17 protein-coding genes are annotated in these 22,609 nt (G+C 73.3%); 12 read left to right on the forward strand and 5 right to left on the reverse strand.

The genetic code is table 11. The features are described 5' to 3' along the window. Positions 1 to 63 precede the first annotated feature (63 nt). On the forward strand, positions 64 to 966 hold the full coding sequence (locus LXM90_RS19565) for an alpha/beta hydrolase (RefSeq protein WP_020093618.1): 903 nt from the start codon (positions 64 to 66) through the stop codon (positions 964 to 966). A gap of 126 nt (positions 967 to 1,092) precedes the next feature. Beyond that, on the forward strand, positions 1,093 to 2,418 hold the full coding sequence (locus LXM90_RS19570; protein WP_020093617.1) for an O-antigen ligase family protein: 1,326 nt from the start codon (positions 1,093 to 1,095) through the stop codon (positions 2,416 to 2,418). A 362-nt stretch (positions 2,419 to 2,780) separates the two neighbouring features. Here LXM90_RS19570 and LXM90_RS19575 read toward each other — a convergent pair whose 3' ends face one another. Beyond that, positions 2,781 to 4,538 (reverse strand): PQQ-binding-like beta-propeller repeat protein, encoded by a 1,758-nt coding sequence (locus LXM90_RS19575; protein WP_020093616.1) that lies wholly within the window; start codon positions 4,536 to 4,538, stop codon positions 2,781 to 2,783. A gap of 59 nt (positions 4,539 to 4,597) precedes the next feature. Continuing rightward, complete coding sequence (locus LXM90_RS19580; RefSeq protein WP_020093615.1) at positions 4,598 to 5,131, reverse strand: ankyrin repeat domain-containing protein; 534 nt, start codon at positions 5,129 to 5,131, stop codon at positions 4,598 to 4,600. A gap of 134 nt (positions 5,132 to 5,265) precedes the next feature. On the opposite strand from LXM90_RS19580, the gene LXM90_RS19585 reads away from it, so the two are divergent. Further along, positions 5,266 to 5,484, forward strand: a complete 219-nt coding sequence (locus LXM90_RS19585) for a hypothetical protein (protein ID WP_020093614.1) — start codon at positions 5,266 to 5,268, stop codon at positions 5,482 to 5,484. A gap of 16 nt (positions 5,485 to 5,500) precedes the next feature. Here LXM90_RS19585 and uvrB read toward each other — a convergent pair whose 3' ends face one another. After that, positions 5,501 to 8,254, reverse strand: a complete 2,754-nt coding sequence (gene uvrB, locus LXM90_RS19590; protein WP_020093613.1) for an excinuclease ABC subunit UvrB — start codon at positions 8,252 to 8,254, stop codon at positions 5,501 to 5,503. 301 nt (positions 8,255 to 8,555) lie between these two features. On the opposite strand from uvrB, the gene LXM90_RS19595 reads away from it, so the two are divergent. The 8 genes from LXM90_RS19595 to LXM90_RS19630 all read left to right on the forward strand — a co-directional run bounded on the left by LXM90_RS19595 (position 8,556) and on the right by LXM90_RS19630 (position 16,601). Further along, on the forward strand, positions 8,556 to 9,173 hold the full coding sequence (locus LXM90_RS19595) for a hypothetical protein (RefSeq protein WP_020093612.1): 618 nt from the start codon (positions 8,556 to 8,558) through the stop codon (positions 9,171 to 9,173). Continuing rightward, entirely contained in the window at positions 9,160 to 9,549 is a 390-nt protein-coding gene (locus LXM90_RS19600; protein WP_020093611.1) for a transcriptional regulator, read from the forward strand. The genes LXM90_RS19595 and LXM90_RS19600 overlap by 14 nt, the downstream gene beginning before the upstream one ends. A gap of 76 nt (positions 9,550 to 9,625) precedes the next feature. Further along, a complete protein-coding gene (locus LXM90_RS19605) occupies positions 9,626 to 10,348 on the forward strand; it encodes a di-trans,poly-cis-decaprenylcistransferase (RefSeq protein WP_020093610.1) in 723 nt (240 codons plus the stop codon). A gap of 43 nt (positions 10,349 to 10,391) precedes the next feature. Next, positions 10,392 to 11,615 (forward strand): bifunctional phosphopantothenoylcysteine decarboxylase/phosphopantothenate--cysteine ligase CoaBC, encoded by a 1,224-nt coding sequence (gene coaBC / locus LXM90_RS19610; RefSeq protein WP_020093609.1) that lies wholly within the window; start codon positions 10,392 to 10,394, stop codon positions 11,613 to 11,615. Between the two features lie 303 nt (positions 11,616 to 11,918). Beyond that, positions 11,919 to 14,015 (forward strand): methyl-accepting chemotaxis protein, encoded by a 2,097-nt coding sequence (locus LXM90_RS19615; RefSeq protein ID WP_205833388.1) that lies wholly within the window; start codon positions 11,919 to 11,921, stop codon positions 14,013 to 14,015. Between the two features lie 143 nt (positions 14,016 to 14,158). Continuing rightward, a complete protein-coding gene (locus LXM90_RS19620; RefSeq protein WP_026605341.1) occupies positions 14,159 to 14,575 on the forward strand; it encodes an FKBP-type peptidyl-prolyl cis-trans isomerase in 417 nt (138 codons plus the stop codon). 36 nt (positions 14,576 to 14,611) lie between these two features. Then, positions 14,612 to 15,982, forward strand: coding sequence for a Wadjet anti-phage system protein JetA family protein (locus tag LXM90_RS19625; protein ID WP_091976913.1), 1,371 nt, complete (start codon positions 14,612 to 14,614; stop codon positions 15,980 to 15,982). Beyond that, positions 15,975 to 16,601: a DUF4194 domain-containing protein gene (locus LXM90_RS19630; RefSeq protein WP_020095807.1), complete on the forward strand. Its 627-nt coding sequence runs from the start codon at positions 15,975 to 15,977 to the stop codon at positions 16,599 to 16,601. The genes LXM90_RS19625 and LXM90_RS19630 overlap by 8 nt, the downstream gene beginning before the upstream one ends. Before the next feature lie 169 nt (positions 16,602 to 16,770). On the opposite strand, the gene LXM90_RS19635 is transcribed toward LXM90_RS19630, so the two are convergent. Next, entirely contained in the window at positions 16,771 to 18,447 is a 1,677-nt protein-coding gene (locus LXM90_RS19635; protein ID WP_020095808.1) for a methyl-accepting chemotaxis protein, read from the reverse strand. Positions 18,448 to 18,623: 176 nt separating this feature from the next. Here LXM90_RS19635 and LXM90_RS19640 point away from each other — a divergent pair, with 176 nt between their 5' ends. Further along, positions 18,624 to 22,061 carry an SbcC/MukB-like Walker B domain-containing protein gene (locus LXM90_RS19640; protein ID WP_020095809.1) on the forward strand — a complete coding sequence of 1,146 codons (3,438 nt, stop codon included), beginning with the start codon at positions 18,624 to 18,626 and terminating at the stop codon, positions 22,059 to 22,061. A gap of 70 nt (positions 22,062 to 22,131) precedes the next feature. Here LXM90_RS19640 and LXM90_RS19645 read toward each other — a convergent pair whose 3' ends face one another. Beyond that, positions 22,132 to 22,347: a hypothetical protein gene (locus LXM90_RS19645; protein ID WP_020095810.1), complete on the reverse strand. Its 216-nt coding sequence runs from the start codon at positions 22,345 to 22,347 to the stop codon at positions 22,132 to 22,134. Positions 22,348 to 22,609 lie beyond the last annotated feature (262 nt).

Genomic DNA, 22,609 nt, shown 5'->3' on the forward strand with positions numbered 1-22,609 from the left:
GAGCGTCATCAATCCGCCCCGAGGGCGGTGCGGTATGGCCCGGTCGGGACAACCGGATGGGATATGACACGTCTCCTCACCGCGCTCGCTAGCCTCCTCTGCCTCGGGCTCGCCGCGTTCGGCTTCACCGCTGCCTCGCCGCTCGCGCTGTTCGACGCGATCGGCCCGCGCGATCCGGGGGGTCGGCTCGCCGCGAAGGACCAGCCCTTCGGCGAGGGTCCGCGGCGGCGGCTCGACGTCTACGTTCCCACCGCGGGCGCCGAGAACGCGCCGGTCCTGGTGTTCTTCTACGGCGGCTCCTGGCAGAGCGGCGCCAAGGACGACTACGCCTTCGTCGGGCACGCCCTCGCGGCGCAGGGTTTCGTCACGGTGCTGCCCGATTACCGGCTCTACCCGGAGGCGCCGTTCCCCGGCTTCCTCGAGGACGGCGCCGAGGCCATCGCGTGGGTGCGCGACAACATCGCCGGATACGGCGGCGACCCGCGCCGCATCGTGCTCGCCGGCCACTCGGCGGGCGCCTACAACGCCGTGATGCTCGGCCTCGACCCGCGCTACGTGATCGCCGCCGGGGTCGATCCCAAGGTGATCAAGGCCGTCGCCGGCCTGTCCGGCCCCTACGACTTCCTGCCGTTCGACCAGGACACCACCGTCAAGGTGTTCGGCAAGGCGCCCGATTCGGAGGCCACGCAGCCCGTCGCCTTCGTGGGCCCGCTCTCGCCCCCCGCCTTCCTGGCGACCGGCGACGCCGACACCGTGGTGAAGCCGCGGCACACGGTCAGCCTCGCCGCCAAGCTGCGGGCCGAGCACGTCCCGGTCCAGGAGCGGCTCTACCCGGGCCTCGACCACAAGGACACGCTGCTGGCGCTGTCCGTCACCTTCCGCTCGAAGGCGCCGGAACTGGCCGAGATGGCGTCCTTCCTGATGCGGCAATCCGCCGGCCGCTCGCAGTACACGATGCGGCGCTGACCCCGCCGGCATCGCGTCAAGGTTATCGCGCGATCGCGGGGTGCAACATCTGATTTTCCATCGCCCCGCACCTGCGGGCCGCTAGAATGGTCCTGGCCGCGCGGCGCGGCCTCGCGGTGGGACGGCATGGCTTCTGCGGACGCGGCGATCGGGATCCCGGCCGACGGGCGGCAGCGCGGCGTCGCGGGCCGCGACGTGCCGGACGTTCTGCGCGTGCTCCTGAACGGGGCCGTCTTCGTCCTGCTCTGGAACCACGTCTGGCTGAAGGACCTGTCCGACCGGTCGATGCTCGCGGCCTCCGAGGACGGCAGCCTGCTGACGCAGATCCTGTTCCTCAGCGCCGGCGCCGCCATGGCGGCGGCGATCCACCGGATCGGCGTGCGCCACCTCCGCCCCCTGGTGACCCGCCCCCTCGTGCTCTGCGCCCTCTGGCTCGGGGCGACGGCGCTGCTCTCCGTCGAGCCGAGCCTGTCGCTGCGGCGGCTCGCGCTCTTCGCCATCGCGGCGATGCTCTCGGCGGGCGTGCTGATCGTGGCCCGCTCGCCCCGCCAGCTGGCGCTGACCATGGCCGGGTCCGCCCTGGTCATCGTGCTCGCCTCCTACCTCGCGGTCGCCTTCGTGCCGAACCTCGCGATCCACTCGGCCTTCGACGTCAATTCCGATCCGAGCCACCCGGGCCTCTGGCGCGGGATCTTCCCGCAGAAGAACGAGGCCGGCGCCGCCATGGTGATCCTGGTGATCGTGGGCCTCTACGTCGCCAGGGTGGCGAGCCGCGTCCTCGGCTGGGCGATCGTGCTCCTGGCGGCCGGGTTCCTGGTGGCGAGCGGCTCCAAGACCGCGATCCTGCTCCTGCCGGTGATCCTCGCCGTGACCGGCCTGTGCCAGGTCCTGACCGGCGGGTTCCTGCGCCGCCTGCTGCTCCTCGGCCCGGTGATCGGGTTCTCGCTGATCTCGATCGGCTCGGTGCTGGCGCCGCCGATCCAGGAGGCGGTGGGGTCGCTGCTCACCGACGCGACCTTCACGGGCCGCAGCGAGATCTGGCAGTTCGCCATCGACAACATCATGATCCGGCCCTGGCGCGGCTGGGGGATCGGCGCCTTCTGGATGACTGAGCGGACCATGTATGCCGGCTCCGAGGCGCTGACCTGGGTCAACACCGTCGACCACGCCCACAACGCCTATCTCGACACCGCGCTGATCGGCGGACTGCCGTTCCTCGCCCTGACCGTGGTGGCCTTCGTGCTCGCCCCGGTGCGCGACCTGCAGCGCGTGGCCGGCGGGACGCGCCTCGACGCGGAGACCCTGCTGTTCCTGAGGCTGTGGTTCCTCGGGCTGGTCTCGGCCTCCTTCGAGACGGTGCTCTACAACGGCAACAACGCCACCTGCTGCATGTTCATGATGGCGGTGTTCGGCCTGCGCCTGCGCACCCGCTACGCCGTCGTGGCGGGCTGAGGCGGTCCGGGCGCCCGGACATCACGCGCCAGCCGCGTAAGGCCGCGCGTCGTGAGCGTACCCGTCCCGGCCTGCCTCCTCGAACGTCTCCGGCCACCGTCCGCGAGGCTTCTGTCCGGTAGCGGACGGCAACAACTTGTCCGGGAATTTGTTGGTCTGTATTCGCGCGGAGATTCTGCATGCCTGGCAGGGCTCGTTTCGCTTGGACCGACGTGACGTTCGCACTGGGCGCGAGTGCCCTGTGCGCGCTGTCCCTCTTCGTGGCCCACTAGCCAAGGGGCCGCGCCGGGGCGTCCCGTCCCGCCGCAGCGTCGAGAGTCCCGCGCGCCGCGACATTCGTCCGCGCTGTGGGCCGGTCGCGGTCAATCGGGCAGTGCGAAGACCAGCAGCGCGTCGCCGGTGCCGAAGCCCGACGCCCTGGTGAATGAGGCGCCGCCCGCCGCCACCGCGACGTACTGCTTGCCGTCCAGTGCGTAGGTCATCGCCGGCCCGCTGATGCCGGCCCCGCACTGGAAGCGCCAGAGAATCCGGCCATCCCGCGCGTCGTGGGCGTCGAGATGGCCGTCCTCCTCGCCCGAGAAGACGAGCCCGCCGGCGGTCGCCAGGGTGCCCCCGGAGAGGCGGCTCGCGCCGCGCACCGACCACGCGATCCGGCCGCCGTCCGCGAGATCGACGGCCGTGAGCGTGCTGAAGGACGGCTCGCCCCTGGCCTCCCCGGTCTCCGTGTAGCGGATCTCCGGACGCCCCGCGGCGGCCGGCACGGTCTTCACCGTGTAGGTCGTCGCCCCGTGGCGGACCTGCACGTAGGCGCGCGTCCCGTCATAGGCGGTGGGCGGCCACGAGACCGCGCCGAGCGGGCCGGGCGCCACCACTGTGCCCTGCGGGGTCGGCGGCGCGAACAGGTTCTTCTGCTCGATCAGCGGGGCCGAGCGCGCGAGCAGCTTCCCCGTGGCGCGGTCGTGGACGTAGATCCAGCCGGTCTTGCTCGCCGAGGCCACCGCCCTGGCGCCGCCCGGCATGTCCAGCAGGAAGGGCGGCGCGGCGACGTCGTAGCCCCACTCGTCGTGCGGCACCTGCTGGTAGTACCAGCGCAGCTTCCCGGTCTTCACGTCGAGGGCGACGAGGCACATCGTGTAGAGATTGTCCCCCGGGCGCGACAGGCCGAAATTCTGCGGCGCCGGGTTGCCGGTGCCGAGGAAGATCAGGCCGAGATCGGGGTCGTAGGCGGGCGTCATCCAGAGGGAGCCGCCGCCCACCCGCCAGGCGTCGCGGTTGGCGGGCGCCGCCGCCTTCTCGGCGGCGATGTCGCGGTGGAGCGGCGTGCCGTCGGCGGTCTTCTCCACGAAGCCGCCCTCCCAGCCCTCCGAGGGCGTGACGTACCAGCGCCATCGTTCCTCGCCGGTCCTCGCGTCGTAGGCCGCGAGCCAGCCGCGCCGCCCGTATCCGCCCTCGATGCCGACCACCGAGCCGCCGTCGAGGCCGCCCGCCTCGTCCTCGATGTGGAGGCCGTAGCCGGCGCCGGTGACGCCGACGATGACGAGCCCGTCGGCGACGAGCGGCGGCATCTTGAAGCCGAGGCGGCTCGAACCCTGGACGGGCTTGCCGCCGAGGGTCGCGGCCAGGCCCGAGGCGGTCTCGGTCTCACCCTCCTCCGGGCGCACCGCCTCCTTCTCCCAGACGATCCGGCCGGTCCTGGCGTCCAGGGCGATGAGCTGCCCGTCCATGGTCGCCTCGAAGACGAGGCCCCCCGACACCGCGACCCCGCGGTTGGAGGGCGGGCCGAAGATCTTCTCGGTGCGCGGCTTGTGGGTGTAGGTCCAGAGCGGCTTGCCGGTCTTCGCGTCGAGGGCGGCGACGTTGTTCTGCGTCGTGGAGACGTAGAGGGTGCCGTCCACCATCACCGGCTGGGCCTGGAAGTAGCCGGTGATCCCGGTCTGGAAGATCCAGGCGGGGCGCAGCCGGCCGACCGTGTCGCGGTTGATCTGGGTCAGCTCGGAGAAGTTGCGGTTGCTCGGGTCGTGCCCGAAGGCCGGCCAGGGCGTCTCGGCGGCGGAGGCCGTACTCAGGGCGGCGGTTCCGGCAAGGCAGGCCAGCAGGGCGGCCCCGATCCATCGCGACAAGGTTGTGCTCCCGTGTGCGGCGCCTGTCGCGCCCGAACAGGTCTTCTCGCGACGCGGCCTCACGCCTGCCGCCGGGGCGCCCCGTCGAGCTGCGCCGGCGTCGCCTGGGCGCCCATCGCCCGGGCCATGTCGGCGGCGCTCTGGCCGGAGGCGTCGCGGCGATCCGGGTCGGCGCCGTGCTGGAGGAGCAGGTCGACCATCTCGGTGCGGTCGAACATGGCGGCGGTCATCAGCGCCGTGCGGGTGCCGTCGCCGGTCCCGTCCACCGCGGCCCCGTGCCGGAGCAGGAGCTGCGCGACGGCGAGGTCGTTCTTGAAGGCCGCCCCGGCGAGCGGTGTCTGGCCGCGGTCGTTGGCGAGTTCCGGGTCGCCGCCGGCCTCCAGGATCACCCGGGCGGCCTCCGCCTGTCCGTTATACGCAGCGAGCATCAGCAGGCTGTCGCCCTTGTCGTTGCGCAGGTTCGCCGGCAGCCCCTGCCCGAACAGGTCGGCGAGCTCCTCGGCGTGACCCATCCGCGCGTACTGGAAGACCCGGCCCGCGAAGGCCAGGGTCTCGTCGTCGAGGGTCGGGGGCGGGTTCGTCTCTGAGGCCATCGCGTGCTCGTCACTCATCGCGGCTGATCTGGGCCGCTGCGGCATCGACGTCCAGCGGCCGGGGGAACAGTTTCGTCGCCCGGCTCGTTCCAGCCGCCTATCCGGGCCAGGCCCGGCGTCTCCGGAGCGCGACGATGCCCCGACCGTTTGAGCCCTACGCCGACGCGCTGCGCACCGCCCGCGAGATCGTGCGCGAGCAGGCGGGGACCGTCGTTGAGGCGGCGGTCCGCGCGGATTCCCACGCCTACGACGAGGCCTGCCACGTCCTCGTGGTCCGGATCGCGCAGGCCATCGTCGATGCCGGCGAGGCCGGGTCGGGACAAGGCCTCGGCCGCGGCAGCGAGGCCGCCTGAGGTCCCGGCGGCCGGGTCAGCCCCGCCGTCGCCCACCGCCGCCCTTGTACTTGGGCTTCTGACCGCCGAGCCCCTGCGTCGAGCGCGGCTTCGGCCGCTCCTGCCAGACCGGCGCCGCGCCGCCCACCGGCAGCTCCCGGTCCGTCCCCGGGCCCATATTGTCGAGGTCGGGCCTGGCGATGCGGCTGCCCCCGCGCGGCGGCTTCCGGCCGAACTTCCCCGCCTCGCGCTCCACGTCGCCCTGCCGGGCCATCGGGTCGTCGGAGACCAGCAGCTCGGTCGCCTGGAGACGCTTCAGCTCGTCGCGCAGCCGCGCCGCCTCCTCGAAGTCGAGGTCGGCGGCGGCCGCCCGCATGCGCTTCTCGAGGTCCGCCATCACGGCCTTGAGATTGTGGCCGACCGTGATGGCGTCCTTGGCGAGCCCGGTATCGACCTGCACGTGGTCGCGCTCGAACACGCTGCTCAGGATGTCGGCGATGCCGCGCTTCACGCTCTGCGGCGTGATCCCGTGCTCGGCGTTGTAGGCGAGCTGCTTGGCGCGGCGGCGCTCGGTTTCGGCCATCGCCCGCTCCATCGAGCCGGTGATGTTGTCCGCGTAGAGGATGCAGCGCGCGTCGGCGTTGCGGGCGGCGCGGCCGATGGTCTGGATCAGCGAGGTCTCCGAGCGGAGGAAACCTTCCTTGTCGGCGTCGAGGATCGCCACCAGGGCGCATTCCGGGATGTCGAGGCCCTCGCGCAGCAGGTTGATGCCGATCAGGACGTCGAAGGCCCCGAGCCGCAGGTCGCGGATGATCTCGATCCGCTCCAGCGTGTCGATGTCGGAGTGCATGTAGCGCACCCGCACGCTGTTCTCGTGCAGGTACTCGGTGAGGTCCTCGGCCATGCGCTTGGTGAGCGTGGTGACGAGGGTCCGGTAGCCGGCCTGCGCCACCTCCCGGACCTCGCCCAGCAGGTCGTCCACCTGGCTGCGGGCCGGGCGCACCTCGATCACCGGGTCGACGAGGCCGGTCGGGCGGATGACCTGCTCGGCGAAGACGCCGCCGGTCTGCTCCATCTCCCACTTGCCGGGCGTCGCCGAGACGTGGACCGTCATCGGCCGCATCGCGTCCCACTCCTCGAAGCGCAGCGGGCGGTTGTCGAGGCAGGACGGCAGCCGGAAGCCGTACTCGGCCAGCGTCGCCTTCCGGCGGAAGTCGCCCCGGTACATGCCGCCGATCTGCGGCACGGTGACGTGGCTCTCGTCGGTGAAGACCAGGGCGTTGTCGGGCAGGTACTCGAACAGGGTCGGCGGCGGCTCGCCCGGCTTCCGGCCGGTGAGGTAGCGCGAGTAGTTCTCGATGCCGTTGCAGGCGCCGGTCGCCTCGATCATCTCGATGTCGAAGGTGCAGCGCTGGTCGATGCGCTGCGCCTCGATCAGGCGGCCCATCTTGGTCAGCTCCTCGATCCGGCCCTTCAGCTCGTGCTTGATGCCCTTGATCGCCTGCTGCAGCGTCGGGCGCGGCGTGACGTAGTGCGAGTTGGCGTAGACCTTCACGAATTTCAGCTCGGAGATCGTCTTGCCGGTGAGCGGGTCGAACTCGACGATGCTCTCGACCTCGTCGCCGAACAGGCCGATCCGCCAGCCGCGATCCTCCAGGTGGGCCGGCCACAGCTCGATCGAATCGCCGCGCACCCGGAAGGTGCCGCGGGCGAAGTCGGACTGGATCCGCTTGTACTGCAGGGCCACGAGGTCGGCGATGAGCTGGCGCTGCTCGATCCGCTCCCCGAGCGAGACCGTGAACGACATCGCCGTGTAGGTCTCGACCGAGCCGATGCCGTAGATGCACGAGACCGAGGCGACGATGATCACGTCGTCCCGCTCCAGCAGGGCGCGGGTGGCAGCGTGGCGCATCCGGTCGATCTGCTCGTTGATCGAGGATTCCTTCTCGATGAACGTGTCGGAGCGCGGGACGTAGGCCTCGGGCTGGTAGTAGTCGTAGTAGGAGACGAAGTACTCGACCGCGTTGTCGGGGAAGAAAGCCTTGAACTCCCCGTAGAGCTGCGCGGCCAGCGTCTTGTTGGGCGCGAGGATCAGCGCCGGGCGCTGCGTCTCCTCGATGATCTTGGCCATCGTGAAGGTCTTGCCCGAGCCGGTGACGCCGAGCAGCACCTGGTCGCGCTCCAGCGCCTGCACGCCGCCGACGAGCTCGGCGATCGCCCGGGGCTGGTCGCCGGCCGGCGTGAATTCCGACTTGAGCGTGAACCGGACGCCGCCCTCGGATTTCTGCGGCCGCTCCGGCCGGTGGGGCGTCCAGGTCTTGCCGTCCTTGAACAGCGGGTTGCCCTCGGTGAGCAGCCGCTCGAGCGCGCTCACCGTCGCCGAGGCGCCGCCGTCGCCGCCGGGATCCGGCAGATCGGCGCCCTCCGGCGCGGGGCCGTCCTCGGGCGGCGTCAGGCCGAGCGCCTGCGCCAGACGGGGGTCGACATCGGCCGCGTCGCCGAGCGCGTAGCCGGCCTGGGGGGCCTCCGCGAAGCCGTCGCGGGCGATCTCGGCCCGCCGGGTCGCGGCCGCGGGCACCCCGTCCTTCGGGTTGCCCTTCCTGCCCCCCGCCTTGCGGCCCGGCCGTGCCGGCGCCTCGGGGGGCGGCTCGACGGTGGCCGGACGGTTCCGGTTGAGCGCCGGGTTCAGAAGCTCCGCCAGATAGGTGTCCAGGGGCTTCAGCTCGGGCTTCGACGCCTTGGCGGACGTGGCCGTCACGGAGGCGGCGCGCGGTTTCTTCGGTGCGGGCATGAGAACAATATGGGCCCGGATCGCGCTCCGAGAAACCCTGCGCGGGTGCGGTTTGACGGCTTTCGTCCGCCGCCGGCCATGCCGAGGACCTGCCGCGGAGCGCCGTGGCGTTCCACTAAAGACGGTGTGGCGAATACAACCGATAGGTAGAATTCACCCGGGGGCGAACTCGACCGCGGTCCCGGATGCTGAGAAGATCGGCATGCGCGCGCGGAAATCGGCTTGCGGTGGGCCGACCCCGTCGATACTTTGCGGTGCAAAGTGGGGAGTGCGGCATGCTGCGGCCGGGGGCTTGAGGCACATGCAGGACCTGGACAAGGCGCTGGCCGACATCGTGGCCATCCGCTCGCAGATCGCCCGCGATACGGCGTTCCGCGGCTTGGGCGCGGCGACGGTCGCCGGCACCGGCGGCCTCGCGCTCGCCTGCGCGGCGGGGCAGGCCCTGTGGCTCGGCGATCCCGCGGCGCGGCCGGGCCTGTTCTTCGGCCTCTGGATCGCGGCGGCCCTCGCGGCCTTCGCGATGATCGGCGTCGAGGCGGTCCGGCGCAGCCGGCGCCTGCATTCCGGCCTCGCCGACGCGATGGTGTGGAACGCCATCGAGGTGTTCCTGCCGGCCGCGGGCGCGGGGGCCTGCCTCGCCCTGGTCATCGCCCGCTTCGCGCCCGGCGAGGTCTGGATGCTGCCGGGTCTCTGGCAGGTGCTGGTCGGCCTCGGCCTCTTCGCCTCGGCCCGGATCCTGCCCCGGGCGGTCCAGGGCGTCGGGGCCTGGTACCTGCTCGCCGGCCTCGCCGTCCTGGCGGTCTCGGCCGAGACGCGGGCCCTGTCGCCCTGGACGATGGGCCTGCCCTTCCTGTTTGGCCAGGCGTGGCTGGCCGGGATCATCCATCACGGGGCCCGGGCCTTCGATGACGACCGCTGACCGTTCCGAGGGGCGCTTCTCCTACGAGGGGCTCGACAGGATCATCCACGAGCGGGCGCGCCTGAGCGTGCTGACCTCCCTGGTGGCGCACCCGAAGGGGCTGCCCTTCCCGGATCTCAAGCGGCTGTGCGGGCTCACCGACGGCAATCTCAGCCGCCACCTGGCCGTTCTGAGCGAGGCGGATCTGGTGAGCCTCGAGAAGCGCTTCGCGCAGAACCGGTCGCAGACGATCTGCCGCCTCACGGCGGTCGGGCGTCGGCGCTTCATCGGCTATCTCGGCGTGCTGGAGCAGGTGGTGCGCGACGCCGCGGAGGCGGCCGAGCGCGGCCCCGAATCCGGTGTCCGCGGCCTCGATCCGGCCACGAAAACGGCGTGAGACCGCCCGTCCCGCCGGGAATGTTAGTCCCGTTTCGATAGACCTCTACGCCACGCCCATGCCGGGAGACTTTACGATGCAAAGCGAAGCGGTGCCGGGAGCCCTGCACGCCGCGATCATCATGGACGGCAACGGGCGCTGGGCGACGCAGCGCGGCCTGCCGCGGCTGGCCGGCCACCACCGGGGCGTCGAGGCGATCCGCCGCACCGCCGAGGCGTGCCCGGATCACGGCATCGGCACGCTCACGCTGTACGCCTTCTCGGCGGACAACTGGCAGCGGCCGGCCGAGGAAGTCGGCGGCCTGATGCGGCTCCTGCGCTCGTACCTGCGCAACGAGACCCAGCGCCTCGCCCGCACCGGCACCCGTCTCAGCGTCGTCGGTCGGCGCGACCGTCTGCCCGACGGCATCCCACAGGCGATCGCGGCCGCCGAGGCCGCCACGGCGGCGGGGACCCGGCTGCATCTGCGGATCTGCGTCGACTACTCGGCCCGCGACGCGATCATCGCGGCGGCGCAGCGCCTCGCCGGCGAGGAGCCGACGCGCGAGAGCTTCGGCAAGCTGGTGGCCGGCCCGATGCACGGCTCCCCGGTGGATGTCGACCTGCTGATCCGCACCGGCGGCGAGCGCCGCCTCTCCGACTTCATGCTGTGGGAGGCGGCCTACGCCGAGCTGCTGTTCACCGAGCGGATGTGGCCCGATTTCGGGCCCGACGACCTCGCCGAGGCCGTGGCCGAGTTCGGTCGCCGCGAGCGCCGGTTCGGCGGCCTGAAGGCGCCGGCCGTCCCGGCCGCCGCCTGAGGCCGCTTGACGCGCGCGCACCGGCGCGCAGAGGGTCGGCGGCATGACCGAGACCCTCGCCCATCGCCGCGTCCTCCTCGTCATCGGCGGCGGCATCGCGGCCTACAAGGCCCTCGACCTGATCCGGCGGCTGCGCGAGCGGGGCGCCAGCGTCTGCCCGGTCCTGACCGCGGGGGCGCAGGAATTCGTGACGCCGCTGGCGGCGGCCGCGCTCGCCGGTGAGCGGGCGCATACCGACCTGTTCGACCGCGCCTCCGAGGCCGAGATCGGTCACATCAAGCTCGCCCGTCAGGCGGATGCCGTGGTGGTGGCGCCCGCGACCGCCAACCTGATGGCCCGCATGGCCGGCGGTCACGCGGCCGACCTCGCGACCACGGTCCTGCTGGCCACGACCCTGCCGATCCTGATCGCGCCGGCCATGAACGTCCAGATGTGGGCGCATCCCGCCACCCGCCGGAACCGCGCGGTCTTGGAGGGCGACGGCGTCCGGATCGTCGGGCCGAATGCCGGCCGGATGGCCGAGCCCGAATCCGGACCCGGCCGGATGGCCGAGCCCAACGAGATCGCCGACGCGCTGGAGCGGATGCTCGGCGCCCCGAGCGGGGACAGGCCCCTGGCCGGCCGGCGCGTGCTCGTGACCTCGGGCCCCACCCACGAGCCGATCGACCCCGTCCGCTACATCGCTAATCGCTCCTCGGGCCGCCAGGGCCACGCCATCGCGGCCGCCGCCGCCGCGGCCGGCGCCGCCGTGACCCTGGTCTCCGGGCCGGTGTCGCTGCCCGACCCGCCGGGCGTCGCCGTCGTGCGGGTCGAGACCGCCCGGCAGATGCTGGCCGCCGTCGAGGAAGCGCTGCCGGCCGACATCGCGGTCTTCGCCGCCGCGGTCGCCGACTGGCGCCCGGAGCAGGAGGCGGGCAGCAAGAAGATCAAGAAGGACGGAACCGGGCCGGCGCCGATGCCGCTGGTCGAGAACCCCGATATCCTCGCCACGATCGCGCGCCGGCCGGCCGGGCGCCCGCCCCTCGTGGTCGGGTTCGCGGCCGAGACCGACACGGTGGTCGAGCACGCCCGGGCGAAGATCGCCCGGAAGGGCTGCGACCTCATCGTGGCCAACGACGTGTCGGCCGAGGGCGGCGTCATGGGCGGCCTCGACAACACGGTGCACCTGATCCGGCGGGACGGCGCCGTGGAGACTTGGCCGCGCCTCGGCAAGGACGAGGTCGCCCGGCGGCTCGTCGCCCATTTCGCCGCGCTTCTGGCCGGCTGACGCGGCGCCCCCCGAGAGGGACGCGGGACCCCTCGGACGGCGCGCTGTTCCGAGCGTGAGTGTCGTTGCGCACAGGTAAATGGAAGTTTTTTTGCACCCTATCCGCGTCTGATCAAGTGGTGACCAAAAATATCCGCGCGGATGTCCGGTCATTATCGGGACGTATTACGGCATGATAGTGCGCAAGGTAGCGGTTGAAGGCAGGCGGGTGCCTGTGCCCGCTCTCGTTGTCACGGTTGTGCGGGGAAAAACTTGCTATGCTCCGGCATGCCCGATCGAACGGGCGACCGGAGCCGAGGCACGATGCGCGTAGGGGACCTGTCCATCCGGACGACCATGAGCCTCGTCCTCGTCGTCATGGCCACGATCATGCTCGGCTTCGCGACGGGCACCGTGCGGGAGGCGCGGCAGCACGCCGCCGAGGCCGAGCGGGTCATCGCGCTGGTGCGGGCGAGCCGCGCCCTCCTCCAGACGCTGAACGTGACCCGGTTCGAGCGGGGCGCGACGCTGCAGTTCCTCGCCGCCGCCGAGCCCGTCGAGGCCGAGACCCGCGCGTCGCTCTACGCCGACCGGCAGCGGGCCATCGCGGGGCTCGCCGCGGCCCGGCCGCTCCTCGACGGTCTGGAAATGCCCGCCGTGGCGGCGACCCTCGGCCGGCTGCACGAGGCGAGCGGCCGCCTCGATCGCCTCCGGCCGCGGGTCGACGCCGCCCTGGACGTGCCGGGCGCGCGTCGCGACGGCGCGGTGACGGCGGAGGCCAGGGCCGCCCTCCAGGCCATGCTCGATGCCCTGATCGCCACGAGCGACGCCGTGGACGCCGCGATCCCGCTGTCCGACGGGCTCCTCCGGCGCGACCTCGCCCTGAAGCGGGCGGCGTGGGCGACGCGCATGGCCAACGGCGCCGTCGCGCTGCGCGTGCAGACATCCCTGGCGGCCGGGGCGTCCTGGTCGCTGGACGAGACCGTCGCGGCCGCCGAGGAGCGGGGACGGCTCGACGCGGCCTGGAACGCGGCGATCGAGGCCGCGGCCGAGGCGTCCGGGACGGTCCAGGCCGCGTTCCGGCGAGCCCGGGAGAACAATTTCGAGGGCGCCCCCCTCGCCCGCCGGCGCGCCGTGGCGCAGGCCCTGGCTCGCGGCGCGCCGCCGGGCCTGACGCTCGCCCAGGCGCGCAAGCTCGACACGCCCGAGCAGGTGACCCTCGTCGACCTCGCCTTCGTCTGCCTCGACGAGATGGTTGCGCGGGCCGAGGCCCTGTCGGGGGCGGCGCGGAGCACCCTGTGGCGCGACGGGGCGGCCCTGGTCGCGACCCTGCTGCTCGTCGCCCTCGGGCTGCTCGCCCTGTTCCGCGGCGTGCTCCGGCCGATCCGGCGGATCACCGCGGCCATGGAGGCCCTCGCGGCCGGGGATTCCGCCGTTGCCGTCCCGGGCCTCCGGCGGCGCAACGAGATCGGCGCCATGGCCCGCGCCGTGCAGGTGTTCAAGGACAACCTGATCCGCACTCGGCAGCTCGAGGCCGAGGCCGAGGCGGCCCGGCAGGACGCGGCGCGTCAGCGCGGCCTCGCGATGCGGCAGGTCGCCGACCGCTTCGCCGACGCCGTCGGCGGGATCGTCGCGCAGGTCTCGACCGCGGCGGCCGGCCTGCAGGCCACGGCCCGCGGCATGACGGAGACCGCGGCCGAGACCGCGGGGCAGTCGACCACCGTCGCGGCCGCGGCCGAGGAGGCGGCCAGCAACGTCGGCACCGTGGCGGCGGCGGCCGAGGAACTCGGCGCCTCCGTGCAGGAGATCGGCCGGCAGGTCGACGGCTCGGCCGGCCTCGCGCGGGCGGCGGTCGCGGAGGCCGACCGGACCGGCGCGCTGGTCCGGGACCTGAGCGAGGCCGTGGCGCGGATCGGCGACGTGGTCGGGCTGATCTCGACCATCGCGGGCCAGACCAACCTGCTGGCGCTCAACGCCACGATCGAGGCGGCGCGCGCGGGCGCGGCCGGGCGCGGCTTCGCGGTGGTGGCCACGGAGGTGAAGGCGCTGGCCGAGCAGACCGCCCGGGCCACGGAAGAGATCGCGGGCCAGATCGGGCGGGTGCAGGCCTCGACCGGGCAGGCCGTCGCGGCGATCGGGACGATCACGGCCCGGATCCGGGACATCGACGGCGTGGCGACGACGATCGCGGCGGCGGTGGAGCAGCAGGGCGCGGCGACCCGCGAGATCGTCCGCAACGTCGGCCAGGCGGCGCAGGGCGCGGCTGCGGTCACCGGCCACGTCGCCGGCGTCGCCGCGGCCTCCGGCGCGACCGAGGCGGCGGCGGGCGAGGTTCTGGGTGCCGCCGCCGCCCTGTCGGCCCAGGCCGCGCACCTGACCGAAGAGGTCGGCCGCTTCCTCGACGGCGTCCGGGCCGCCTGAGCGCGCCCCCAAGCGCGCCTCCAAACGCGCCGTGGGGCGCCCTTTGGGGGGGCCGCCGGCCGCCTCCCTGGCCTGGACGGGTCCGAGGCGATAGAAGGCCTCCCGACGGCCGGCGCGCACGGCGCCGGCTCCAGGGAGAAACCATGCCTCGCCTGTCCCCCCTCTTCGGAGCCGCGTTGATCGCCATGACCACAGCCGCCAATGCCGAGACCGTGACCACCCCGTCGGGCCTCAAGTATCAGGACGAGGTCGTCGGCACCGGGCCCGAGCCGAAGGCCGGCCAGACGGTCACCGTCCAGTACACCGGCTGGCTCGACGAGGGCGGCAAGAAGGGCAAGAAGTTCGACTCGTCCCGCGACCGCAACCAGCCCTTCAGCTTCCCCCTCGGCGCCGGCCAGGTGATCAAGGGCTGGGACGAGGGCGTCGCCACCATGAAGACCGGCGGCAAGCGCACCCTGATCATCCCGCCGCAGCTCGGCTACGGCGCCCGCGGCGCCGGCGGCGTGATCCCGCCGAACGCCACGCTGATCTTCGACGTCGAGCTCCTCGGCGCGAAGTAAGCGGCACGGCTGCGCGACGGCAGGAATTTCGACACGATGCTGTTCGCGCAGCTGTCCGACGAGCTGTTCAAGCCGCTGGCCTCGCCGAGCCGCGGCTTCAACGCGGCCCTGCTCCTGCACCTGCACCGGCGCGTCCTCGGGGCCGAGCCGGTGCGCAAGGCCGAGCTCCTGGCCGAGATCGGCGACTTCGCCGCCGGCTGGAGCGACCCCGAGGTCAGCGGCGACGAGCCGATCTCGGCCGACCCGGCCGAGCGCCGCACGGCGCTCTACCGGCGCCTCCTCGACACCGGCTGGCTGATCGAGCGCCGCGAGCGCTACGTCCCGGTCGCGGAGTTCGACCCCGAGGCCCGCCTCCTCCTGGAGGAGCTGTCGCGGCTGGAACGGGGCGAGACCCGCTCCTACGGGGGCGCCGTCCTGGAGGTGCTGGGCGGGCTCGAGAGCGCCCTGTCGGACCCGGCGAACCGATCCGAGGCGCTGTCCAACGCCGCGCGGGGCGCGGCCGCCTTCCTGTCCCACGTGCGCGGCCTCGCGGCCGGCATGCGCAAGGTCGAGGAGCGCATCCTGCGCGAGCCCGACCGCGCCAAGACCTTCCGGCTGTTCTTCGAGGATTTCGTCGAGCGCCACCTGATCAGCGACTACCGGACGCTGCACACCCGCTTCAACCCGTTCCGCTTCCGCGCCAGCGTGGTGCGCGAGGCCGGCCGGGCGCTGCGCGACGCCCTCACGGTCCGGGCCCTGGCCGAGGGCCTGATCCGCGAGGGGCGGAGCGCCGATCTCGACACGGCGCAGCGGGCCGTCCGGGCGGATCTCGCCCAGATCCTCGCGGTCTTCGAGGGCCTCGACAACCACCTCGACGCCGTCGACGCCGTGGTGGCGCGCCTGGAGCGCCGGATCGCCTCCGCGCTGCACGTGATGGACCGCCCGGACCCGAGCGGCGTCGAGCGCGTCGCCGCGATGCTGCGCGCCGTCGGGGAAGCGGAGATCGCCCCCGAGGTGCCGGGCGACGTCTCGCTGCTGCGGCCGCCGATCGGGCACGCGCATCTCCAGGCGCCGCGCGCCCGCAAGTCGGCCATCGACATGGAGCCGCTGCCCGACATCGAGGACGACCCCGTGGTCGACGCCTTCGCGGCCGCCAAGGCGGAGTTCCGGCGCCGCACCACCGTGACGCCCGAGAGCATGAGCGCCTTCGTGGAGGCCCGGCTCGGCAAGGCGGTGCGGCTGCGCGGGTCGCAGATCGCCATCGCGGGCGTCGACGACTTCATCGTGTTCCAGCGCCTGCGCGAGATCGACGTGCTGTTCGACGCCAAGCTCGGCGCGCGCTACGCCCTGACCCGGCTGCCCGAGCGCGTGGTCAACGGCTGGCTGGACTGCCCGGATTTCCTGCTGGAGCGCCGTCCCCGTGCTTGAGGGCTTCCGCGCGATCATCGACGGCGACGAGCCGCCGCCGCCCGGCGCCCGGGCGCCGGACGCCGAGGAGCTGTGCCGCGCCCTCCAGGTGCTGCTGAAGGGGCAGGTGATCTACGCCGAGACGCAGGGCATCGGCCGCTCCTACGAGCTCGCCCGGCACTACGCGCCGTTCTTCACCGACTACTTCGCCTGCCTCGGCTACGCGCTGACCGTGTCGCACCGCGACCAGATGGTCTCGCTGAGCCCGGCCGCCGACGCCCCGCGCCACGACATCGTCTCGGAGCGCCTGCGCAAGGACGAGACCCTGGTGCTGCTGGCGCTCCGGCTCCTCTACGAGGAGGGCCTGCGCGACCACCGGGCCGGAACGGACGGGATCGTCGACTGCACCACCGACGAGATCGTCGAGAAGATCCGCGCCGTGGCGCGCAACGAGCCCCCCGAGGAGGGCCGGCTCGCCGACATCCTGCGCCTCTACGCCAAGCGCGGCGGCCTGCGCCTCGGCGAGCGCGACCGGGTCGAGCGGGTCACGCCGCTGTCGCTCCTGCCGGGGCTGACGGTGCTGGCCTCCGACGCCTGGATGGAGCGCCTGCGGGCGTGGTCCGAGGCCGGCGAGGCCTGATTCCGTCGTTCGGTCGACCAGTTCGGCGCCGTCTTTGCGAGCGGAGCGAAGCAATCCAGCCGGCGCCACGATTGCCGGCGTCGTGCTGCCCTGGGTCACTTCGCTGCGCTCGCGATGACGGGGTGAGATACGTCAACCGCGACGTGCGGCCGAACCCACGTGACCGCGCTCAGGCCGCCCGGACCGTCGCCAGGAAGTGCTCGACCTCGCTGCCGAGATGGGCCGCCTGGCGGGCCATCTCGGAGGCCGAGGCCAGGACCTGCGCGGCGGCCGCGCCGGTCTCCTCGGCGGCGCCGGCGACGCCGCTGACATTGACGGTCACCGACTCGGTCCCGGTCGCGGCCTCGGCGACGTTGCGGACGATCTCCTGCGTGGCCGCGCCCTGCTCCTCCACCGCCGCCGCGATGGAGTTGGCCATGCCGCTGATCTCGCGGATGCGGCCGGCGATGCCGTCGATGGCCTGGACGGCCTGGCCGGTCGAGCCCTGGATCTGCGCGATCTGGGCCGAGATCTCGGCCGTCGCCTTGGCGGTCTGGTCGGCCAGCGCCTTCACCTCGGTGGCGACGACCGCGAAGCCGCGGCCGGCGACGCCAGCCCGGGCCGCCTCGATCGTGGCGTTCAGCGCCAGCAGGTTGGTCTGGCTGGCGATCGCCGAGATGAGGTCGACCACCTCGCCGACCCGGCGCGCGCCGGTGCTCAGGGCCTGGACGAGGTCGGCCGTGGCGGCGGCCTCGCGGACGGCGGCCTGCGCCAGGTCCGCCGAGGAGCCGACCTGGCGGCCGATCTCGTTGACCGAGGAGCCGAGCTCCTCGGCCGCCGCCGCGACCGTGGTGACGTTGGAGGAGGCCTCCTCGGCCGCCGCCGCCGCGCTGGTGGACTGGCCGGCCGTCTGCGTCGCCGTCGCGGTGAGGCTCTGGGCCGTGGACTGGAGCTGCGTCGCCGCCGACGTCACCGAGCCGACGATGCCGCCGATGGCGGATTCGAACCGGTCGGCGAGTTCGCGCGTCGCCTGCCGGCGCTGCGCCTCGGCGCCGGCACGGGCCTGCGCGGTCTCGGCCTCGAGGGCGCGGGCGTGCAGCAGGTTCTCCCGGAACACCGCGACGGTCGCCGACATGGCGCCGATCTCGTCCCGCCGCGCCGCGTAGGGGATCTCGGCCTGGGTGTCGCCGTCGGCGAGCCGCCGCATGGACAGCGTCATCCCGGAAAGCGGCCGCGACACGCCCGTGAAGGCGTACAGCATGGCGCCGAGCGCGATGACGAGGCTGACGAGCAGGCTCACGACGGTCGTCCGGACCGCGTCGGCCTGGCTGTCGCGGGCCGCGCGTCCGGCCGCCTCGCCGTTCCGGATGTTCAGGTCGGCGAGGGCGCGGGTCGCGCTGGATGCCGCGAGGTAGTTGGCGTTCATCGGCCCGCGGAAATAGGCGAGCGCCTGATCGTGCTGGTCGGCCGGGAAGGCGCGCAGACGCGTCCAGTCGGCCTGCTGCACCGCCAGCTTGGCGAGCAGGTCGTCGTAGATCCCCTGCTCCTCCTTCGACGCCACCAGGCTGCGGTACGCCTCGGCCTTCGCCTGGCGGTTCCGCATCATCTCGTCGGCGTTCTTCAGGCTGGTCTCGCGCTCGGCGTCGGTATCCGCCGTCACGTAGCGGAACTGCCACAGTCGCGAGCGCATCACGAGGGCGTTGATCGCCTGGGCCTCGTTGATCGACGGCACGGCGTTGTCGATCAGCTCCGCGAGCCGCTGGTCGACCGCCTGCATCTTGTAGAGGGTCACGCCGCCCTGAACGATCGCCGCCAGGAGCAGGAGGGCGAAGAGGCCGCTGAGTTTTGCTTTGAGACTGAGACGCATCGGTCGGTTCCGGTCGTGCGGGCGAGACCCGCAGGACATGAACAGTTTGTGCTAACAGGGTTATAACCTGAGGTAGGATCAGGCTTCACGGGTTCGCGTGTGTCGGCTTGCATACGCGGCCGAGTCCGGCCAACTGGGCCGCTCATTCCTCGCCACCGACCCGACCCACCGACACCGTGTACGTCCTCACCGACATCGCCATCTCGAACTGGTACCTGATCCGCCGCGAGCAGATCCGCCTGCGCGGCGCCGCGGCGCTGGTCGGGCCGACCGGCGCCGGGAAGTCGACGATCTTCGACGCGGTCGGCACGGTGCTGGCCGGCAACAACGCCAGCCGCCTCGCCCTCAACGCCTCGGCCTCCGGCCGCAGCGCCCGCACCGTGCGCGACTACTGCCTGGGCTGGATCAGCGACCCGGCGGAGGGCGGCCGCCCGACGCGGGAATCCTGCGAGACCGTGCTGGTGCTGGTCTTCGAGAACCCCGATTCCGGCCGCGTGGTCTCGGTCGGCCTCGCCCTGGCGGCCCGGGCCGCCGAGCCGAAGGAGACCGTGCTGTCGCGCTTCATCGCGGTCGGGCACAGGTTCGAGGTCTCCGACTACGCCCGCACCGCCCCCGGCGGCACCTACACGGCGCCCTGGAGCGAGATCGCCGCGGAGCTGCGCGCCCGCGCGTCGAGCTTCACCGAGTACCGCACCTCCGGCGAGCGCTTCACGGCCGACGTGCTGGCGACCCTGCGCGAGGGCGCGCCGGCGCCGGAGCCGCGCCACTTCCTGCGCAGCTTCGCCAACGCGGTGGCGTTCAAGCCGATCTTCGACACCAGCGCCTTCGTGCGCGCCTTCGTGCTCGAGCCGGAGCCCCTCGACGTCGAGCGCGTGCGCCACTCCATCGCCAACTGGCGGCGCCTCCGGGAGACCATCGCCGAGCTGGAGACCCGGCTCGGGCGCCTGCGGCGCCTGCGCGACCGCTACGAGGCCTGGGGCGAGGCGGTCCTCGCCGCCGCGACGCACGAGCTGCGGGCGGCCAGCGCCGATCTGCGCCGCCGCAGCCTCGACCTCATCGCCGTCCGGGGCCGCCTCCGCGAGGGCGCCGACACCCTGCGCATCGCCCGCGAGCGCGTCGCGGCGAGCCGCGGCTACGTCCGCGAGATCGACGGCGAGATCGCCGAGAAGAAGGCGCTGGCCGCCGCGGGCGCCGCCGAGGGCCGGCTCGCGGCCTCGACGCTCGGCCTGTCCATGCTGGAGCGCGACCGCAAGGAGCTGATCGGCCGGATCGGCGACCTCGTCGCCCTCGTCGGGCAGATGGCCAAGCTCCAGCCGGTCACCCCGATCCTGCGGCAGAGCTGCCCGCAGGCGGCCCGCCTCGCCGAGGCCTGCGCCCGGGCTGGCCTGCGCCGGGACGCCTCGCCCGAGGAGATCCTGCGCCCCGACGGCCCGCTGGCCGAGCTGGCCGACGGGCTGGCGCGCCTGCCCGACTTCGACGAGGCCCTGGAGCGGGCCGCCGAGGACGCGGCGCTCAAGGCCCGCGCGCAGGAGAGCGAGGCCGAGCGCACGGCGCCGCGCACCGGCGGCGGCCCGGCGGCGCGGCTGTCCTCCGATACGGTGGCGTTCCGCGGCGAGCTGGAGCGACGCGGGATCGACGCGCTGCCGATCTGCGAATTGGCCGAGATCGTCGACCCGACCTGGGGGCCGGCCCTCGAAGGGCTGCTCGGGCGCGCCCGCGAGGCCCTGGTGGTCGCACCGGACCGGCTGAGCGAGGCGCTCGGCGTGCTGCAATCCGGCCGCGACCGCTACAGCCGCTGCATCCTGGTCAAGACCACCGACACCGCCAAGCAGCGCGCCCGCCGCTACGACGACGGTCCGCTCACCGTGATCGAGACCAGCGACCCCCACGCCGAGGCGTTCCTCGGCGTGCGGCTCGGCGGCTACGACCTCGCCCGGGACGATGCCGAACTGGCGCGCCTGTCCCGGGCCGTGGCGCCCAGCGGCCGGACCACGGCCGGCATGGCCTACACCGTCACCCGCAGCGTCGACCTGCTGATGACCCGCGGCCATCGCGGGCCGACCGCCGACAGCCGCCGCGCCCACGAGATCGCCGTCGCGGAGGCGCGGCGCCTGCGCGGCGAGGCCGCGGTCCTGCGCGAGGCCGCCCGGACGGCCGCCGCGATCCGGGCCCGCGTCGCCCGGGGCCTCGACGCGGTGGAGGCCCTGCGGGCCGAGCTCGACGGGCTGGAGGGGCGGCGGCGCACGCTCCAGACCGAGCGGGAAGGCATCGAGAAGCGCGACACGGCCGGGCTCGCCGCCGAGATCGCCGCGCTGACCACCGAGCGGGTCGGCTACCTGCGGGAATTGTCGGAGGAGCTGGAGCCGAAGCTCGACCGCCTGCTCGCCGACGAGGCGGCCCTGCGCGCCCGTCTGGGGCCGGTGCGCGAGGCCGTCCGCGCCGCCCTGTCGGCCCGCCGCGCGGCCCTGCGCCAGCTGAGCGCGGGCGACGCGGCGCGGGTGCGCCTCGCCCGCGCCGAGCCCTTCGACCTCGGCGCGGTCGCCGAGGCGCGGCGGGCGCTCGCCGGCCTCGACGCCAAGGCGGCCGGGGCGCGGGTGAGCGCCGAGCGCGGTCTCGCGCGGGATTCCGCTGAGGCCGCCCGCTCGCACGGGCGCATCGCCGAGCGCGAGCTGGCGGAGGCCTGCGCCGCCTGGCGGGTCGAGAACCCCCTCGCCTCGGGCGACGCCCCGGCGATCGACGGCTTCGCCTGGGTGCGCCGGGAATACGAGGCGGTCGAGGGGCACGAGCTGCGCCGCTACCGGGCGCAGGCCGAGCGGGCCGAGTCCGAGATGCGCCGCCTCATGACCGAGGACCTGCTGACGCGCCTCGCCGACCGGTTCGAGCGGGTCCATGCCCGGCTCGCGGCCCTGAACGAGCGGCTCTCGGCGCGCAGCTTCACCGGCCAGACCTACGCGTTCGAGGCGGCGGTGGACCGCCGCTACGCTGCCGTCCACGCGCTGGCCACCGAGACCGCTCGCTCGCCCGAGGCCGCGCAGGCGCTGCTCGCCGGCGAGGCGGAGGGGCCGATGGCGGCCGCGCTCGAGGAGATCACCGCGCTGATCGCCGGCGCGGACGACGCGGCGCGGCTCGCCGATTACCGCAACTACTTCGTCTACGAGATCGGCATGCGCGACCGGGCGGGCAACCGCACCACGATGTCGGCCCGGGCGCTGCGCGGCTCCGGCGGCGAGGCGCAGGCGCCGTTCTACGTGGCGATCGCCGCGTCGCTCGCCAGCGCCTACTACCCGGGCGACCGGCCGGGCGACGAGAATCCGGGGCTGGGCCTGTGCCTGCTCGACGAGGCGTTCTCGAAGCTCGACGTGCGCAATAGCCAGGCGCTGGTCGATCTCTACCGCGCCTGGGGGCTGCAGCTGCTGATCGCCGCCCCCGAGGACAAGCGCACGACGCTGACCGAGGTGATGGACACGATCGTGACGGTCTACAAGAGCCCGGATCTGACCTCGGTCCGGATCGAGGCCGAGCACCCGCTCGAGGCGGCCCGGCGGGCGCTGCACGCGATCAACCCCGATCAGGTCGGGATCGAGGGCTTCCGCCAGTCGGACGCCGCGGAGTGAGCCCGCGGGGCACCGGGGCGGGGCTTCGCGCCGCCGTCCCCGGTATCCCCGTTCTCCGGGAGATCGATCGTCAGTTCAGGTAGGTGCGGATCCAGTTCGGCGAGAGGATCTCGCCCTCTTCGGTGATGATCCAGGGCTGCTTGGCCGGGTCGGCCAGGGCGCCGGCCGCGGCGGCGATCGCCTCCCGCAGGGTCCGGTAGCGCTCGGGCTGCGCCAGCGGGGCGGTCGCCGGGGCGGTGCGCCAGATCGTCAGATCCGCGGGCCGTTCCAGAGCTTCGGTTTCCATGGGTACTCGTCCTTCCGAACCGTTTTGGACCGTTCAGATCGCCGCCGCCGGGCTCTGCCGAGGGGCTGCGGCGATCGATGGTCTGGGCGTCAATGCAAGCATCTCTGCGGCAGCTTTGCGATCAATTCGGGCGGTTCTCGAAACCAGCATCCGGTGCCGAGGCACGAGTTCGGGCGCGGTTCGGTGTTCCATGTCCGTATTGAGCGCGACTGAGCTGCCCTGGACTTGCGAGAATTGTGGCTCCTGAATGATGACCATTCCG

This window comes from Methylobacterium oryzae (genome assembly GCF_021398735.1).
GTDB lineage: Bacteria > Pseudomonadota > Alphaproteobacteria > Rhizobiales > Beijerinckiaceae > Methylobacterium.